This window comes from Halomonas colorata (assembly GCF_014897985.1).
In the GTDB taxonomy this organism is placed as follows: Bacteria; Pseudomonadota; Gammaproteobacteria; order Pseudomonadales; family Halomonadaceae; genus Vreelandella; species Vreelandella colorata.
Window position 1 is genome coordinate 65,222 of record NZ_JABUZA010000016.1, and the last position, 16,969, is coordinate 82,190.

Below are 16,969 nucleotides of genomic sequence, written 5' to 3' on the forward strand. Positions count from 1 at the left end.
AAGCCATAGCAACGACCCAAGCTTAGCGTTTATACTAAAGTCTAACATCGACCCACAACAAGAGCATCTATGCCTATTTCACTGCCGCTTCGGCGTCTTTGGACCCTCGATAAGTTTGCTTATAGTCTGCGCGTTTTTATCGCGTTCAGCGCAGCGCTACTGTTTAGCGGCATAATGGGCGATGTAGCGTTGGTTATTCCGCTTTTCCTGGGAATTATCGCCTGTGCCCTTTCCGAAACCGATGACAGCTGGCAGGGCCGCTTACAGGCGCTGCTGGTCACGCTGATATGTTTTACCTTGGCCTCATTTATCGTGCAGTGGCTTTTCCCTTGGCCATGGCTATTTGCACTAGGGCTGGGAACCTCCACGTTCACTCTGATCATGTTGGGCGCTATCGGTCAGCGGTACGCCACGATTGCCTCCGGCACGCTGATTTTATCGATCTACTCAATGATCAATATTGAGCAGCATGGCGGCGTGGATGCCGACGTGGCGTCTCGCCAGCTGCTGCTCTTAGCAGGCGCCGCCTGGTACGGGGTTATTTCGGTTATCTGGTGTGCGCTTTTTTCCCGTCAGCCCGTCAAACAAAGCATGGCACGAGTCTATAAAGCGCTAGGCGAGTTCTTAATACTCAAATCGGCTCTGTTTGAGCCGGTACGCGGCGTCGATGTCGAGGCTCGCCGAGTGGCCCTGGCGCGCCAGAATGGCAAAGTGGTGGATGCGCTCAATCAGGCCAAAGAGATGATTTTTCGTCGCCTGGAAGGCCAGCGCGGCAGTCAAAAACTTAACCGCTATCTGCGCATCTACTTTATTGCCCAGGACATTCATGAGCGGGCAAGCTCGACCCACTACCCTTATAGCGCGCTCACCGAGGCGTTTTTCCACCACGATGTGCTGTTTCGCTGCCAGCGGCTGTTAGATCAGCAGGGGCGCGCCTGCCGTCAGTTGGCCAAATCACTACTGCTTAACCGGCCCTTTGATCACCAGCAGAGCGAACAGGCGCTTGCTGACCTGAGAGCCTCCATCGATAATTTAAGCGAACGCGGCAAGCCCGAATGGCGTGCCCTGCTGCATCCGCTTAACGCACTCGCCAGTAACCTTGCCACGCTTGAAGCGCAGATTGCCAGTGCGCATAACCCGGACACCACTGATGACCGTCGCGATAGCGCACTTTATGATCGCTCGCCTTCCAGCCTGCTGGAAGCGTGGAAGCGAGTACAGCTCAACTTTACGCTTGGCTCTCCCACCTTTCGTCATGCGGTACGCCTGACAACCGCGCTGATGGTGGGCTACGGTTTGCTTCAGTGGCTGGACCCCGAGCAGGGCTTCTGGATCTTGCTGACGACCCTGTTTGTATGTCGACCTAACTTCGCCACGACGCGGCGCTTTCTTTCCCAACGTATTTTGGGCACGGTGCTGGGCCTTACGGCAGGCTGGGTGTCGATCAGCCTGTTCCCCCAGCCAAGCGTGCAGAGCGTGATTGCGGTGGCCGCCGGTGTCACCTTTTTTGCCAACCGGGAAAAACGTTATGTCGTGGCGACAGCTTCCATCACCTTGCTGGTGCTGTGCAGCTTTAATCAGGTGGGCGACGGCTTTGATCTTATCTGGCCGCGCTTGTTTGATACCTTGATTGGCTCGCTGATTGCAGGGCTTGCGGTGTTTTTCATTCTGCCCGACTGGCAGGGCCGTCGGCTCTACCGTGAAGCCGCAAAGGCGATTACCAATCACCGCCGCTATCTGGATGAAATTGTTCATCAGTATGAAGAGGGCAAGCAGGATGATTTGGCTTATCGCCTGGCCCGGCGTAATGCCCATAACGCCGATGCCGCGCTCTCTACGCTGCTGACCAATATGCTTCATGAGCCGGGACACTACCGTAAGCAGGATGCCGACAATGGACTGCGCTTTCTGGTGCTTTCCAATACGCTGTTGAGCCACCTCTCAGCGCTGGGCGCCCACCGCCATCGCCTGGCGGAAGATGAGGAAGACGCGGCATCGATGCCTTCTGCCAAGCGTATCAGCGAACTGCTGGGGCAACTGTCCGAACAGTTGGATAAACGCCAGTTCATCGCCCCGCTGGATGAGCAGGCAAGCGAGCTACTCGCGCAGCTAAACGAGCAGAGCGTTCACCGGGAAGAGGGGGAAGAGAAAGCGCTGACGCTGTATCGGCCCATTCAAAGCCAGCTACGCCTGATTGCCGAACAGCTGGTGCCTCTAGGCGAAGCGGCTAACCGCTTGACCAGCACGCCAGCCGCTATCGAAGATGCCAACAGCGCTAGCGTCAAGGTATAAGACTTCACCGCAGGCCGCTACACCTGCCCGTAGCGTCCTGCGGCCTCGCCTAGCCAGCGCCGCACCAGTACCGCGGTAATATGCGGCTCGCTTTGCAGCTCGGAGGCCAAGGAGGTCACGCGCTCCAACAGGTCGGCATCGCGTTCCAGGTCGGCAATCTTCATTTGCGCAAGGCCGGTCTGCCGGGTGCCCAGCACCTCACCCGGGCCGCGAATTTCCAGATCCTTTTCCGCAATACGGAAACCATCGGTGGTTTCACGCATGACGCTCAGGCGCTCGCGGGAGCTTTTGGAAAGCGGCGGGTGATAAAGCAGTACGCAGAAGCTTTCCGTACTTCCCCGGCCGACACGTCCGCGCAGCTGATGTAGTTGGGAAAGCCCCAAGCGTTCAGGGTTTTCAATAATCATCAGGCTGGCATTAGGTACATCCACCCCCACTTCAATCACCGTGGTGGCGACCAGCAGATCCAGCTCACCCTCTTTAAAGGCGGTCATCACTTCGGTTTTTTCACTGGCCTTCATACGCCCATGAATCAGGCCGATGGCAAGCTCGGGCAGCGCTTGCGTCAATTCCTGGCTGGTGACTTCCGCGGCCTGGCACTGCAGCGCTTCGGACTCATCAATCAGCGTACATACCCAATAAGCCTGGCGGCCCTCGCTGCAGGCATTGCGAATCCGCTCGACGACTTCGGGGCGACGCTCATCCGCTACCACCACGGTTTTAACCGGGGTACGCCCTGGCGGAAGCTCATCGATGACCGAAACATCCAGGTCCGCATAGGCGCTCATGGCAAGCGTACGCGGGATGGGTGTAGCGGTCATGATCAGCTGGTGCGGGGTTAGCCCGCCCGCTTCGCCTTTTTCGCGCAGCGCCAAGCGCTGGTGGACACCAAAGCGGTGCTGTTCATCGATAATCGCCAGCCCCAGGCACTGAAAATGCACGTCATCCTGGAACAGCGCGTGGGTGCCGACCACCATGCGCGCACGGCCATCGGCAATCGCGGCCTTAGCGTCCAGGCGAGTTTTGCCCTTCAGTTTGCCTGCAAGCCAAGCGACTTCGATGCCTAGTGGTTCAAACCAGGCTTTAAACGCCCGGTAGTGCTGCTCTGCGAGGATTTCGGTAGGCGCCATGATGGCAGCCTGACAATTGCCGGAAAGCGCGGCCAGCGCGGCCATGGCGGCCACCACGGTTTTTCCCGACCCCACATCGCCCTGCACCAGGCGTAGCATGGGCGCTGGACGGCTTAAATCCAGCGTGATTTCCTCAAGCACGCGCTGCTGGGCACCCGTTAGGGCAAACGGCAGCTGGGCTAAAAAGCGCGCCTGCAGGCCACGCCCAGAAGGCAGCTCCGGCGCGCCGTCGGCCTGGATACGCAGGCGAACTTCTCGCAGGCTAAGCTGATGCGCTAAAAGCTCTTCCAGCGCTAGGCGGCGCGTGGCGGAATGCTGGCCGCTGGAAAGCTTATCAATATCAACATCAGGCGGGGGCTGATGCAGTAAATGCAGGCAGGCGTGGAGCCCCGGCAGGTGAAAGCGCTGGCGCAGCGCATCAGGGATAACATCGGGCAGCGCTTTAGGCGCGCTATCCAGTAAGCCAAGCGCCTGCTGCGTCAATGCCCGCAAGCGGGCTTGGTTCAAGCCTTCGGTGGTGGGGTAGATCGGGGTAAAATACTCATCGACCGGCGTTTCACCCGCCGTATTCAAGCGATACTCGGGGTGATAAATTTCAAGCCCGGTGGCCCCGGCCCGCGCTTCACCAAACGCACGTACCGAAACGCCCGGGCGTAACTGCTGCTGTTGAGCAGGCGAAAAGTGAAAAAAACGCAGGCTTAAAATACCGCTGCCGTCGCGCAGGCGTATCAACAAACTTCGACGCCGCCCCTTGACGACATCCGAGGCGGTCACCTCACCTTCGATCACGGCTTCCTGGCCGGCGCGTAGCAGGCCGATCGGCGTTAGCCGGGTACGGTCCTGGTAGCGCAGCGGCAGGTGGAAAAGCAGATCACTAACGTGTTCAATGCCCAACCGCGAAAGCTTGAGCGCTAACGCTTCACCGACGCCTTTGAGCGCAGTAACGGGCCCGTTAAGATCGCTCATGAGTGCGCTTTACGCTTTTGGGCAGGCTGTTGGCACTGGCTGATGGCATTCACTAGGGCGTCGATCGCTTTAGGGCGCGGGAAGCTGGCCCGCCAGGCGATCGCCACCGTCCGTGAAGGGGCTGGGTCGACGAAGGGCCGGCTCTCAAGCATGGCATTTTCATATTGATCGGTTCCTAATGCTGACTGCGGCAATACGGTAATCCCTAGCCGTGACGCCACCATATGGCGAATGGTTTCCAGCGACCCGCCCTCGGCAATCAAGGTGTTATTCGGGTTATTGAGCTTTTGGGTAATCGCCGGACACGCTTCAAGAATCTGGTCCCTAAAGCAGTGGCCTTCCCCCAACAGCAGCAGGCGCTCTTCCAGCAACTCCTCTTTACGAATAGCCTCGCGCTCAACCCAGCGATGATTTGCCGGTATCAATACTTCAAACTGCTCTTCGTAAATAGGCTTGGTCACAATATCGGTTTCAGTAAACGGTAGCGCCACAATAATGACATCCAACTCACCGTTTTTTAGCTTAGCACGTAACGTTCCGGTCATACCTTCTTCAATATACAGCGGCATTTGCGGCGCAATGTTGGCAAGTGCGGGAATCAGGTGCGGAAATAAATACGGGCCGATGGTGTAAATAGCCCCGATGCGTAGCGGATTCGATAGCTGATCTTTACCGGCACTGGCCATTTCATAAATCAACCGGCTTTGCTCCAGCACACGCTGGGCCTGAGCGATGATCTTCTCGCCAAGTGGGGTTACCTGAATCGTGGACTTGGAGCGCTCAAACAGCGGTATATCCAGCTCCTCTTCAAGTTTTTTCACCGCCACAGAAAGCGTTGGCTGCGATACATGGCAGCGTTCAGCCGCACGACCGAAGTGGCGCTCTTGGGCAAGGGTTACGATGTAGCGAAGTTCTGTTAAAGTCATAACGGCGCCAGTGGGCATCCTCTCGTAGCAGCTCGTGACTAACATCATGGCAGTCAGCGGGACGGAAAAGGATAAGCAAACCCTGCTGACGATGTCATATCTCGCAGGGACTTTGTATCCAATAGGGAATTTTTATCAAAAGGAGTGGATAAGGTGAAGCTAACTGTACTGATTATCGGTTGTGGTGATCTTGGCATTACCTTAGGGCGCGAGTTAATTGATGAGGGACATCGCGTCATTGGCGTACGTCGTAAAACAGCGGCATTAAAAGGCACAGGCATTGAGCCCCTGGCGCTTGACCTTAACGAACTTGATGAAACCAACGCATCTGCACTTCCCCAGGCAGACTACGTAATTTATAGCGTAAGCGCCGACCGCTTTGAAGAAAGCGCTTATCAAAGTGCCTACCCAGAAGGCCTGAAGCGAGTGCTGAGCGTGATGGAGCAGCACGAAAAGCCGCCGCGCCGCGTCTTCTTCGTATCGTCGACCAGCGTGTATGGCCAGCAGGAAGGCGAAGAGGTCAACGAGGAGAGCCCCACTGGCCCCACCAGCTTCTCCGGCATGCTGATGTGTGAAGCCGAACAGATGCTGTTTGATCACCCGCTACCCGGCACCGTTGTGCGCTTTTCAGGTATCTATGGCCCAGGCCGTGATCGCTTGATTCATCAGGTAGCGGAAGGCCGTATCGCCGCCGTTACGCCGGTTATCTACTCCAACCGCATTCACCGGGATGACTGTACCGGTATTCTGGCCCACTTGATCCGCATTCAGGAAAGCGGCCAGCCGCTTGCGAACCTGTACCTGGGTAGCGACTGCGAGCCGGTCACCATGCATAACGTGATGGCCTGGATTGGTAAGCAGCTCAAGGTGGAATCTACCGATACCATGCAGTCGCCGCTGCGCCGTCGGGCCAGCAAGCGGTGCGATAACCAGCGTATTCTCGAAACCGGCTACCAGTTTAGCTACCCAAGCTACCGTGAAGGATATGCACAAATACTTAAAGAGGGCGGCTTTTTAAAGCCTCAGAAAGCCTGAGCACTACAAGCGCACAGCAGCGTGAAAGATACATAAACGCTGGATAAGTAAACGTTAGATACACACCGGCCAGACGCTAACCATTGCTTCTGGCCGGTTTTTTACGGCGTATTAATCACCGATAACCATAACGGCTTCGGCTTCTACCTGGCTGCCTTTGGGAAGCGCTTTCACACCCACCGCGGCGCGGGCCGGAAACGGTGAGGAGAAGAACTCTTCCATCACTTTATTGACGATGGCGAAGTTATCCAGATCGACCAGATACAAATTCAGTTTAACCACATCGCTAAGCGATCCCATCGCCTCTTCGCATACCGCTTTCAGGTTGGCAAACACCTGACGCGCCTGCGCTTCAAAATCCTCGGACACCAGCTCCATGGTGGTCGGGTCCAGCGGAATCTGACCAGAAAGATAGACCGTATTACCGGCTTTAATGGCCTGCGAGTATGGACCAATCGCGGCGGGGGCTTTATCGGTATTAATAACAGCTTTGTTGCTCATACGATGTCTCGCTCCTGAGTTCTTAACATTAGTTTTAACATTAATAGTTATTTAGCGTTAATTATCTAACTAGCTTATTTATCTAACGTTTTTATTAGAATATGAAGACTCGCCGCCATAGCACGGCATGGCCGATGCACAATAACGATTCAGCCAAACTGGTATTACGGCTTTAATTGGTCATACGCGTAATTTTGCTTACATTAGGCAAGTTACGGATACGCTTTATAATGCGCGCAAGATGAACGCGACCTTTCACAGACAGGGTTAGATTGACCGTAGAGAGACGCGCATCGCGCTCTTCGATACCGATGCGCTCAATATTGGCGTCGGCATCGGTGACAAGGCCAGCAAGCTCGGCCACAAGGCCACGCCGGCTTTCAATTTCAATTCGCAGCGCCACCGGAAAGTCTTCATCAATGGTTTCAGACCACTCCAGCGTGAACAGCTTGTCCGGGTCGTTTTTATGTTCAATAAGATTGCGGCACTCGGCGCGGTGAACGACAAGCCCCTTGCCCATGGAAAGATGCCCAAGCACCGGGTCACCGGGTAGCGGATGGCAACAGCGCGCAAAGTTGATCACCATGCCTTCACCGCCGCTGATCAATACGGCTTTGCCGCTATCAACCGCGGCAAAATTAGCATCGTGACGCCCGCCATGAGCGATATCGACTAATCGTCTGGCCACTACATGCGCCATACGGTTGCCTAATCCCAGCGACTCTAGAAGCGCATCCTGGGAGGCCACATCCAACTCTTTAAACGCCAGCTTGAGCAGATTCTCATCAAGCTCTTCCAGGCTGGTTTCAAAGGGTGTGAGCGCCTTATTAAGCAATCGACGGCCCAGGGTAATCGCTTCAGTCTGCTGCTGATGCTTCAGGGCATGACGAATCGCCGAGCGCGCCTTCGCGGTGGATACAAAACTCAGCCAGGCAAGGTTAGGGCGTGCGCCGGGCGCGGTAATGATCTCAAGCGTCTGACCGCTTTCCAGGCGCGTTGAAAGCGGCGCCAAGTGACGGTCGATACGGCAGGCAATACAGTTATTGCCGATATCGGTATGCACGCTGTAGGCAAAGTCGATCACCGTCGCGCCCTGAGGCAGCTCCATGATGTCGCCCTTGGGGGTAAACACGTAGATATCATCGGGGAACAGGTCGTTTTTGACGTGTTCGATAAATTCCAACGAGTTACCCGCATGGCGCTGCATTTCCAGAAGCCCCTTGACCCAGGCGCGGGCGCGGGCGTGGCTGCCTTCGGCAATCGGATGGGTCGTTTGCCCTGCTTTATAAAGCCAGTGGGCAGCGATGCCGTTATTAGCCATGGCCTCCATCTCTCGGGTGCGGATCTGGACTTCGATCGGCATGCCGCGCGGGCCAAACAGCGTAGTATGCAGACTTTGATAGCCGTTGGCCTTGGGGATGGCAATATAGTCTTTAAAGCGCCCCGGTACCGGCTTATACAGGTTATGCACCACGCCCAGGATACGATAGCAGCTGGCTACGTCCTCGGTAATGATACGGAACCCGAACACGTCCATGATTTCTGCAAACGGCTTACGCTGGTCGCGCATCTTCTTATAGATCGACAGCAGATGCTTTTGCCGTCCCACCACCGTGCCTTGAAGCACTTCGTCATCCAGGCTTTGCTGTAGCGATGCCTGAATTTCACGCATGGCGCTGCGCCGATGGCCACGCGCGTTGGCTACGGCCCGCTTGATGCGCTCTGAGCGCATGGGGTGGATCGCCTGAAAGGAGAGATCTTCAAGCTCGATGCGGATCGTATTAATACCCAGCCGGCCAGCAATACGCGCATATATCTCCAGCGTTTCACGGGCAATGCGGCGTTTTTTATCCGGCCTGAGCGCGCCGAGGGTGCGCATGTTATGCAGCCGGTCGGCAAGCTTGACGATAATGACGCGAATATCCCGCGACATTGCCAACACCATCTTCTGAAAATTTTCCGCTTGAGCCACGGCTTTATCTTCAAAAGTGATTTGAGTCAGCTTGGAAACGCCATCGACAAGCTCCGCCACGGGCTTGCCAAACTGGGCCGCCAGGGCTTTCTTGGAAACGCCGGTATCTTCGATGACATCATGCAGCATGGCCGCCATCAGGCTTTGATGGTCCATGTGCATATTGGCCAGAATATTGGCGACCGCCAGCGGGTGGGTAACGTAGGGCTCGCCTGAACGCCGACGCTGGCCGTCATGGGCCTGCTCGGCGTAGTAAAAGGCGCGTTTGACCTGCTGGATCTCGTCCGAGGGTAAGTAGCCGCCGAGTCGATCGGCCAGGTCATCAATGGTGAACATTTACCGCGCCCCTATCCGTTCAGCCTTAGTCGTCGATCTGAGCGCTGGGCGCCATAGCAGGGCGCGCGCGAACAGGTGCTTCAACCGGCTCGTCGAGTACGGTGTGATCGACAAGACCTGCGGCAATTTCACGCAGTGCCATTACGGTGGGCTTGTCATTTTCCCAGGCCAGTTGGGCATCGCGCGAACCGCGGGCCAGCTGACGAGCACGCTGGGTGGAAATCATCACCAGCTTGAAGCGGTTTTCGACATTTTCCAGACAATCTTCAACAGTTACGCGAGCCATGGGGGCCTTCCTGTAATGACAACGCCGGGCCGACGTTGTTGGATAACGTCACCGACCCAGCGAAAAATGTGATGATAGGACCTTATAGATTACTCGACGCTAGGCGCTTATGACAAGAGTGCATCGAGTAGCGGGGCGTGCCGCTCGCTGACAGTGGCGAGCGTTAGACGACGGCTGATCACCAACGACTGCAGTTCCTGAAGCGCCGTGGTGAAGTCATCGTTAATCACCAGATAATCATACTCGTTAAAGTGTGACATTTCGCTAACCGCATCGCGCATACGCCGCGCGATCACCGCGTGCTCGTCGGTACCGCGACTCGCCAAGCGGCGCTCCAATTCATCGCGCGACGGAGGCAGAATAAAAATAGATACCGCATTCGGCATTTGCTCGCGTACCTGCTGCGCGCCCTGCCAATCGATTTCCAAGATCACATCCTGACCCGCCTCCAGCAGCGTTTGCGCTGCCTTGCGCGACGTGCCGTAGTAATTATCGAAGACTTTGGCATACTCAAAGAAATCGCCACGCTTAATCATCGCCTCAAAATCCGGCACGTCGATGAAATGGTAATTCACACCATCCACCTCACCCTCACGCTTAGCACGCGTAGTGTGCGATACCGAGACCTGAATGCCATCAAGACTTTCAATCAGCTCACGAACCAAGCTGGTTTTGCCCGCACCTGACGGCGCCGAAACAATAAAAAGCGTACCTTGGGACATTAAGCGCTTCCCTAGTTAGCGAAAAAGAAAACATGGTTTAAAAAAACTTAGTTTAAAAAACACGGCTTAAAAAACATAGTGGGCGAAACACGTAGCCCAGCAACAAGTTTATAAAGGTGCGCAGTATCGCACACCCACCGCGTGGACTGTAGCGTTTGCGTGAATACACAAGGAGGTTAGATGCGCAGCACGCTGTTTATATTATTGCTGATTGCCATTGGGGTAGCCGTACAGAAAGGCATTATTGAAATCCCTCGCCACTGGGCGCCGTGGGCTCCTCTCTATGTCGATGACCCAATCACTCCTATCACTCAGCTGAAAATTAAACGTTTAAGCGGTGACAGAGAAGCCTGCCTGGCCGCGCTGAATACCGTGCCCGATGGCGAACTTAGCTATACACCCCTTGCCGATTACGCGCCCACGGCAAGCTGCCCGCTCACCAATATTGTGCGTATGCAGTCCAGCAGCGTACGGTTTAACCAAAGCTTTGTTGCCACCTGCCCGCTGGCCCTTGCCTGGGTGATGTATGAACGCCATGAGTTACAGCCTGCGGCCCAGGAGATAATGGGCAGCCCTGTTCGCCAGGTTGATCACGTGGGCAGCTTCGCCTGCCGTAATATCTATCACCGAGAAAACGCCCGGCGCAGCGAACACGCGACAGCTGAAGCGCTGGATGTCATCGGCTTTCGATTCGAGAATGGACAGCGCATTACGCTGATTAAACACTGGGATGATGAAGGAAGCGTTGGAGAGTTTTTACGGGCAGCGCGGGATGGCGCTTGCGGCACGTTTGGTAACGTATTAGGCCCTGATTATAACGCCGCGCACGCCGATCATTTTCATATGGGCATGCGCGGCTTCAGGCTATGTCGTTAACATCTAGCTCGTTAACATCTATCGCAACGTGGCTGAATACTGATTGCGTCATAGCCGGTGCTGAATATAGCGCTTAATCCAGGCTGATATCTTCTCGGTCGGTCGCGGCACCGGTTGCCGCGCCAACGCCGCCGCCGATCACCGCACCCTGACCGATGCTGCCGCCGGTTGCCGCTGCCGCCCCGGCGCCTACCGCCGCGCCAACACCTGCGCCGCTGGCCGCACGTTCACCGGTGGTCGTACCGCAGCCTGCTAAGCCTAGCGTTAATGCGGCGATAGCACTGAGGGTCAAGATACGCGATTTTTTCGTCATTTGAGTATGCATGGGGTCACCTCCTTATGGGTTCCACCCTATACACATTAGAGACGATTAGGCTATTTTGCCACTTTCGCGCTACCGGGCGTGGGCGGCCACTGGCTCAGGGCTACGTTTTTCAAGCCATTTTCCGAAGAAGAAAATAGCCAGTCCACAGAGTGCCAGACCAGTGCCGACCGGCCCCGTGCTCGACCAGTCAAAGCCTGCGCTGATCACAAGCCCGGCAAGCCAGGCACCCAAAGCATTAGCACCGTTGAACGCTGCATGGTTAAGCGAAGCCGCCATGGTCTGAGCATTGCCCGCCACATCCATTAACCGGGTTTGCAGTGACGGGGCAAGCGCCATACAGGTGCCCACCAGGCCGACAAACAAGAGTCCTGACCAGACGTAATCGGCGGCAAAGTAGTACCCGCCCTGAATAACGGCGCACCAGATCAGAATGCGCGGAATAGCACGCATCAGGTTTCTGTCGGCCATGCGCCCGCCGACCAGGTTACCGATAATCGATCCAATGCCGAAAATCACCAGCACCAGCGGCCCCAGTGCCTCGCTCATGCCCGCCTGCTGCGTCAATGTCGGCATCACGTAGCTGAAAATCGAGAACATGCCGCCACAGCCTACGCAGGCAATCGCAACCGTCACCAGCACACGCTGTTTCACCAGCGCCGACAGCTCACGCAATGGGCTTGCCAGCGCATCGAAGGGTTGTAAAGGTACCCATAGCCGAATCAACATAGCCGTCAGCAAGGCAATGACGCCTACACCCACAAAGGCGATCTGCCAGCCAAACTGATTTCCCGCCCAGGTGCCCAGCGGTGCGCCAATCAAGATAGCCGTCGTCAAGCCCAGCATGACCCGTGAAATGGCCCGGGCGCGCTGATCAACCGGCACGGCTCCCGCAGCAACCAGCGCGGCCACACCAAAGTAAGCGCCATGCGGCAGGCCCGCGATAAAGCGCAGCCCCACAAACGACCAGAACCCCGGCGCCATGGCACTGGCAATATTGCCCACAGCAAATACCAGCATCAAAACAATCAGTAGCGCCCGCTTGGGCACGCGCGCGGCCAGGGCGGAAATCAGCGGCGCCCCCACCACAACGCCCAGCGCATAGCTGCTGATCGCATAGCCGACTTGCGGCACACTGACCGCCAGATCCCCCGCGACGCGGTTCATCAGCCCCATGATCACAAATTCACTGGTGCCGATACCAAATCCACCTAGCGCCAAGGCAAATTCGGCCAGACGCGGATTACGCGCCAGCCCCTGGGTCGACTCTTGCATTTTTTCTCCCAACGCACGCCTGGCGTGCTGCTCTTGCTAATGGCTAACAGATAATGATCGCAAGACTAGACGAAAGTATAAATATGTTCAGCAAAATATTAGCAGGCGAATATTTCACTTTAACAAGCTAGCCATTGAAGCACGCCCAGGTTTGAAGGCTTAATAAACACCAACGCCTATCGATGTTCTACATAAGGAAGGCCGTTTATGACCCCTGAAACAATCGAACACGCCATGCAGGCGTTAGCCAAGGCTGACCCGGATATAGCTCGTGCCCTTCCGCTGGTGGGTGCGCCTTCACCACGCGTGCGTGATAAAGGCTTTGCGACGTTCTTCTCCACCATCGTTAGCCAGCAGCTCTCCACCGAAGCAGCCCGCGCGATTATGGGCCGGGTGAATACCCTACTGCCCGAGCTGCACGCCAAGGCGGTCATCGACACCGAAGGTCAGGCACTACGCGATGCGGGTCTCTCGTGGCGCAAAATCGAGTACGCCAAGGGGCTTGCCGAAGCAGAGCTTGCCGGCACCTTCAGTGCCGACGGGCTTGAACATCTAAGCGATGAAGACGTGATTGCCACGATTACTCAACTGCGCGGTTTTGGGCGCTGGAGTGCGGAAATCTACCTGATGTTCTCGCTCAAACGCCCGGACATCTTCCCCGCCGACGACCTCGCCCTGCGCGTAGCATTAGGCCGCCTAAAAGGCCTTGACGACAAACCCACACCCAAGCAGGCGCGAAATCTTACGGAACACTGGGCGCCCTGGCGCAGCGTGGGCTCGCTGTTTCTGTGGCACTACTATCGCGGCGAACCGGTTTAAGGCGAAAGCCACTAAGCGCTCAGCCCACCAAATTTTCCGGCCTGGTAGTCCTCGACAGCCTGAACGATCTCATCATGGGTATTCATCACAAACGGCCCGTGGGAGTAGACCGGCTCGTCGATTACATCACCATGACCAAACAGCAGCTGAGCGTCGCTTGCGGCTTCAATCACAATGCTCTCGCCATCCCGGTCCAGCTCGACCAGTTGGTGAGGCTTGGCAGGCTCACCACTCACCGTAACGTCGCCATTCACGATATACAGAAACACCTGCCGCCCTGAGGCAACGGGCAACTGCTCGCGCGACCCGGCAGGCAGCTTAAGTGTCGACATAAACACGTTGGTCAACGTCTCGACAGGGCCGCGCGTATCGCCCCACTCCCCGGCAATCAGGTTCAGCTCAGCGCCGCCCAGCAGCGTAATCGCCGGGATTGAATCCTGCTGTAAGCCCACATAGCGCGGCTCGCTCATTTTCAGGCGCGAGGGCAGATTGATCCACAGCTGCAGAATTTCCAGCGGGCCACCCTCACGCAAAAACTCAGGCGGCGAAATTTCCGCATGCACAATACCGCTGCCCGCGGTCATCCACTGCACACCGCCTTTATGAATCACGCTCTGGTGCTTAGCGCTATCGGCATGGGCAAGCGAGCCTTCCAGAATAAACGTCACCGTCTCGAAGCCGCGGTGTGGGTGCGGTCCAAACGGCAAGCCTTGATTATTGGCCGGGTAAACCTGCGGGCCGTGGTGATTCAGAAACAGAAAGGGGTCAAGCTGCTCAAGCTGACGCGCAGGCAGGGGCCGCCGAGTGGTTAAATCACCGATATCATCGCGGTGGGCCGGGTGCAGGGCGATAACGCGGCGAGCTGAGTTAACGGATGAGTCCGACATAAAATACTCCTTAACGATTACCTTTAGCTTAAAACCTAAGCCAAAGGATAAGGAGCGAATAGTTTTCTTTGGATCGTTCTAGGAAATTGATGAGTGCTTAACTACGTATCAGCTAATGCTTAACGACTGATGTCTTCTTCAAGCGGTCAGTTTAGCGGCGGCTTACGCTTATATTTTCACAGGTAAAATTTGCTATTGTTGAGGCCGACCTAGTTGCCATCTTTTATTACGCCTGAGGTTAAGCCTATGACTGAGCAGAACCCAGCGGCCTTTAGCGACCTTGTTAGCGCAATTACCCAGCAGATAGAACAAGCACGCGGACAGGTGCGCCAAGCCGTCAACACAGCCATGGTGCAAAGCTACTGGGAAATAGGCCGCTTGATTATCGAGCATGAGCAGCAAGGCAGCAGCCGTGCGGAATACGGCAAGCAGCAGCTACAGCAGCTTTCGCAACAGCTTACCGAGCGGCTGGGTAAGGGCTTTGATGTGCGCAACCTACGTAATATGCGCCAGTTTTATCAAAACTATCCAAAACGGAACGCAGTGCGTACCGAATTGAGCTGGACCCACTACCGCACCCTGTTGCGGGTGGAAAATGCTCAAGCCCGCGACTGGTATTTGCAAGAAGCGATCAATCAAAGCTGGAGCGCGAGAGCTTTAGAGCGCCAGATTAGCGCCCTCTACTACGAGCGCCTGCTAGCCAGTCAGGATAAGGCGCTGGTAGAACAGGAAGCAAAGGCAAACACCCAGCCGCTGGCGGAAACCGCCAAGGACTACCTGCGCGACCCTTACATCCTGGATTTCCTCAACCTGCAGGATAAAACCTATCAGGAAAGTCAGCTAGAGCAGGCGATTATCAGCAACCTGCAGCAGTTTTTACTGGAACTAGGCAAAGGCTTTGCCTTTGTGGAGCGCCAGCAGCGCATCCGCTTTGAAGACGAAGATTTCTATATTGATCTAGTGTTTTACAACTTCAAACTGAAGTGCTTTTTACTGGTGGACCTGAAGCTCGGCAAGCTAAAGCATCAGGATATCGGCCAGATGGATACCTACGTGCGCCTATATGATGAACAGCGCAAAGGCAGCGATGACAACCCCACCATCGGCTTGGTGCTATGCAGTGAAAAAAGCGAAGCCGTGGTGAAGTACTCAGTACTCGCTGACCAGAAGCAGCTGTTTGCGGCGAAGTATCTGCCGTATTTGCCTTCCGAGGAAGAGCTCAAACGTGAGCTGGAGCGTGAGCGGGCGAAGGCAGTGGAGCAACTTGAGCTGGGCGATGAGTGATCGATAGCACACCCCCAAAAGTAGACTTAGCTAAGCACACCCTATTTCATTAGTATGGGTTTTGATGAAGCATTCGCGACAAAGCCAATTTGCAAAGACGTGGAGAGTAAATGTAATGACATCGCCCAATCCTCCCACCAATTTTGGCTTTTTAGCTGAGCACGATGCGCTGTTTGTAGAACTGGTCACTGCCGCCGAATACGCCTTCGTTAGCGACCCTAACACTACCTTGATCAAGCTGCGCCAGTTAGGGGAAGCGCTTGCACAACATTTGGCCGCCGTAGCCGGTGTAACGTTTGACGAGCAAACCAGCCAAACAGACCTGCTCTATCGCTTAAACCGCGAGCTGCACTTGGAACCTCAAGTAAAAGAGCTATTCCATACACTACGCATAGAGGGCAACAAAGCCACTCACCAATTTCGCACACGCCACAAAGAAGCTATGGATGGCCTGAAGCTAGCCCGCGAACTGGCTATCTGGTTCCACCGCTCACTTGGCAAGGCAGGCACCGCCTTCAAGCCCGGCCCTTTTGTACCGCCCGCCGACCCCAGCGCACAGCTGCGCCAGCTCCAGGGCGATATTGAAAAGCTTCGCCATGAGCTTCAACACGCTAATAAAGCGCTGGACAGTAGCCAGCAGCTTAGTCAGTTGGTCGAGCAAGAGAAGCAGGAGTTTGAGGCGCTGGCTTTGGCCATGGATGAAGAGTCCCGTGCTCTGGCAGCTCAGGCGCAAAGCCACGAACAGGCATTAATCCAGCAGCAGCAAGCTTACGAAGCCAAAATCCGCGCACTGCAAACTCAGCTCACCGCGCAGGGCGATAGTAGCGTAAGCCAACAGCGCCAGCAGGTAGCTAGCAGAACCAAAGCTGCCAGCAACACCTTGGCCCTTAGCGAAGAGCTAACACGCATACTGATCGACCAGCAGTTGAATGAAGCGGGCTGGGAAGCGGACAGCCAAGAGATTACTTATCAAAAAGGTGCTCGCCCCGAAAAGGGCACTTATCGAGCCATTGCCGAATGGCCCACGCCGTCAGCCCATCAAACCAATGGCCAAAAAGACCGGGCAGACTACGTGCTGTTTTGCGGCTTAACGCCTATTGCCGTGGTCGAAGCTAAAAAAGAGAACGCCAATGTAGCGGGTAAGATTGACCAAGCCGAGCGCTACAGCAAAGGCCTAAGCATTGAGCCACCGATAGTAGGCGCCTGGGAGCTTGCCGGGCGAACCATTGCATGGCCTGCTGATGAAGAAAGGCACTTTAAAGGCATTGCTGTCCCATAGTTTTTGATCATAAAGGGATTCTCATCTGAGGATCCCTTTTTTGTGGCTCTGGCGATGGCGG

Annotated in this window: 15 protein-coding genes; 6 read left to right on the plus strand and 9 right to left on the minus strand. The window is 55.7% G+C overall.

Annotation, left to right across the window (positions count from 1 at the left end):
- Positions 1 to 69: 69 nt before the first annotated feature.
- On the plus strand, positions 70 to 2,292 hold the full coding sequence (yccS, locus tag INT33_RS10190; RefSeq protein WP_192536812.1) for a YccS family putative transporter: 2,223 nt from the start codon (positions 70 to 72) through the stop codon (positions 2,290 to 2,292).
- A 17-nt stretch (positions 2,293 to 2,309) separates the two neighbouring features.
- Here yccS and recG read toward each other — a convergent pair whose 3' ends face one another.
- Together recG and INT33_RS10200 are read right to left on the minus strand one after the other, a co-directional pair.
- Positions 2,310 to 4,388 (minus strand): ATP-dependent DNA helicase RecG, encoded by a 2,079-nt coding sequence (recG, locus tag INT33_RS10195; RefSeq protein WP_193091821.1) that lies wholly within the window; start codon positions 4,386 to 4,388, stop codon positions 2,310 to 2,312.
- Positions 4,385 to 5,314, minus strand: a complete 930-nt coding sequence (locus tag INT33_RS10200) for a hydrogen peroxide-inducible genes activator (RefSeq protein ID WP_193091822.1) — start codon at positions 5,312 to 5,314, stop codon at positions 4,385 to 4,387. The genes recG and INT33_RS10200 overlap by 4 nt, the downstream gene beginning before the upstream one ends.
- A gap of 153 nt (positions 5,315 to 5,467) precedes the next feature.
- Here INT33_RS10200 and INT33_RS10205 point away from each other — a divergent pair, with 153 nt between their 5' ends.
- Positions 5,468 to 6,349 carry an SDR family oxidoreductase gene (locus INT33_RS10205; protein ID WP_018918470.1) on the plus strand — a complete coding sequence of 294 codons (882 nt, stop codon included), beginning with the start codon at positions 5,468 to 5,470 and terminating at the stop codon, positions 6,347 to 6,349.
- A 111-nt stretch (positions 6,350 to 6,460) separates the two neighbouring features.
- Here INT33_RS10205 and INT33_RS10210 read toward each other — a convergent pair whose 3' ends face one another.
- From INT33_RS10210 to gmk, 4 genes are all read right to left on the minus strand, one after another.
- Positions 6,461 to 6,850: a RidA family protein gene (locus INT33_RS10210; protein ID WP_192536810.1), complete on the minus strand. Its 390-nt coding sequence runs from the start codon at positions 6,848 to 6,850 to the stop codon at positions 6,461 to 6,463.
- Positions 6,851 to 7,022: 172 nt separating this feature from the next.
- Positions 7,023 to 9,158 carry a RelA/SpoT family protein gene (locus INT33_RS10215; protein WP_018918468.1) on the minus strand — a complete coding sequence of 712 codons (2,136 nt, stop codon included), beginning with the start codon at positions 9,156 to 9,158 and terminating at the stop codon, positions 7,023 to 7,025.
- Between the two features lie 25 nt (positions 9,159 to 9,183).
- Complete coding sequence (gene rpoZ, locus INT33_RS10220) at positions 9,184 to 9,444, minus strand: DNA-directed RNA polymerase subunit omega (protein WP_018918467.1); 261 nt, start codon at positions 9,442 to 9,444, stop codon at positions 9,184 to 9,186.
- Positions 9,445 to 9,551: 107 nt separating this feature from the next.
- Positions 9,552 to 10,166 carry a guanylate kinase gene (gene gmk, locus INT33_RS10225; protein WP_018918466.1) on the minus strand — a complete coding sequence of 205 codons (615 nt, stop codon included), beginning with the start codon at positions 10,164 to 10,166 and terminating at the stop codon, positions 9,552 to 9,554.
- 180 nt (positions 10,167 to 10,346) lie between these two features.
- On the opposite strand from gmk, the gene INT33_RS10230 reads away from it, so the two are divergent.
- The gene (locus INT33_RS10230; protein ID WP_193091823.1) at positions 10,347 to 11,042 is read left to right on the plus strand and encodes an extensin-like domain-containing protein; all 696 of its coding nucleotides are present in this window, start codon (positions 10,347 to 10,349) and stop codon (positions 11,040 to 11,042) included.
- A gap of 73 nt (positions 11,043 to 11,115) precedes the next feature.
- Here INT33_RS10230 and INT33_RS10235 read toward each other — a convergent pair whose 3' ends face one another.
- Positions 11,116 to 11,367, minus strand: a complete 252-nt coding sequence (locus tag INT33_RS10235; RefSeq protein ID WP_192536808.1) for a hypothetical protein — start codon at positions 11,365 to 11,367, stop codon at positions 11,116 to 11,118.
- A gap of 69 nt (positions 11,368 to 11,436) precedes the next feature.
- On the minus strand, positions 11,437 to 12,639 hold the full coding sequence (locus INT33_RS10240; protein ID WP_192536807.1) for an MFS transporter: 1,203 nt from the start codon (positions 12,637 to 12,639) through the stop codon (positions 11,437 to 11,439).
- 207 nt (positions 12,640 to 12,846) lie between these two features.
- Between INT33_RS10240 and INT33_RS10245 the strand changes: the two genes are divergently transcribed.
- Positions 12,847 to 13,458: a DNA-3-methyladenine glycosylase family protein gene (locus INT33_RS10245; RefSeq protein WP_193091824.1), complete on the plus strand. Its 612-nt coding sequence runs from the start codon at positions 12,847 to 12,849 to the stop codon at positions 13,456 to 13,458.
- Positions 13,459 to 13,469: 11 nt separating this feature from the next.
- On the opposite strand, the gene INT33_RS10250 is transcribed toward INT33_RS10245, so the two are convergent.
- Positions 13,470 to 14,345 carry a pirin family protein gene (locus tag INT33_RS10250; protein ID WP_193091825.1) on the minus strand — a complete coding sequence of 292 codons (876 nt, stop codon included), beginning with the start codon at positions 14,343 to 14,345 and terminating at the stop codon, positions 13,470 to 13,472.
- A 246-nt stretch (positions 14,346 to 14,591) separates the two neighbouring features.
- On the opposite strand from INT33_RS10250, the gene INT33_RS10255 reads away from it, so the two are divergent.
- Positions 14,592 to 15,629 (plus strand): PDDEXK nuclease domain-containing protein, encoded by a 1,038-nt coding sequence (locus INT33_RS10255; RefSeq protein WP_193091826.1) that lies wholly within the window; start codon positions 14,592 to 14,594, stop codon positions 15,627 to 15,629.
- A 115-nt stretch (positions 15,630 to 15,744) separates the two neighbouring features.
- Positions 15,745 to 16,908 (plus strand): type I restriction endonuclease, encoded by a 1,164-nt coding sequence (locus INT33_RS10260; RefSeq protein WP_226940151.1) that lies wholly within the window; start codon positions 15,745 to 15,747, stop codon positions 16,906 to 16,908.
- The last annotated feature ends 61 nt before the right edge of the window (positions 16,909 to 16,969 follow it).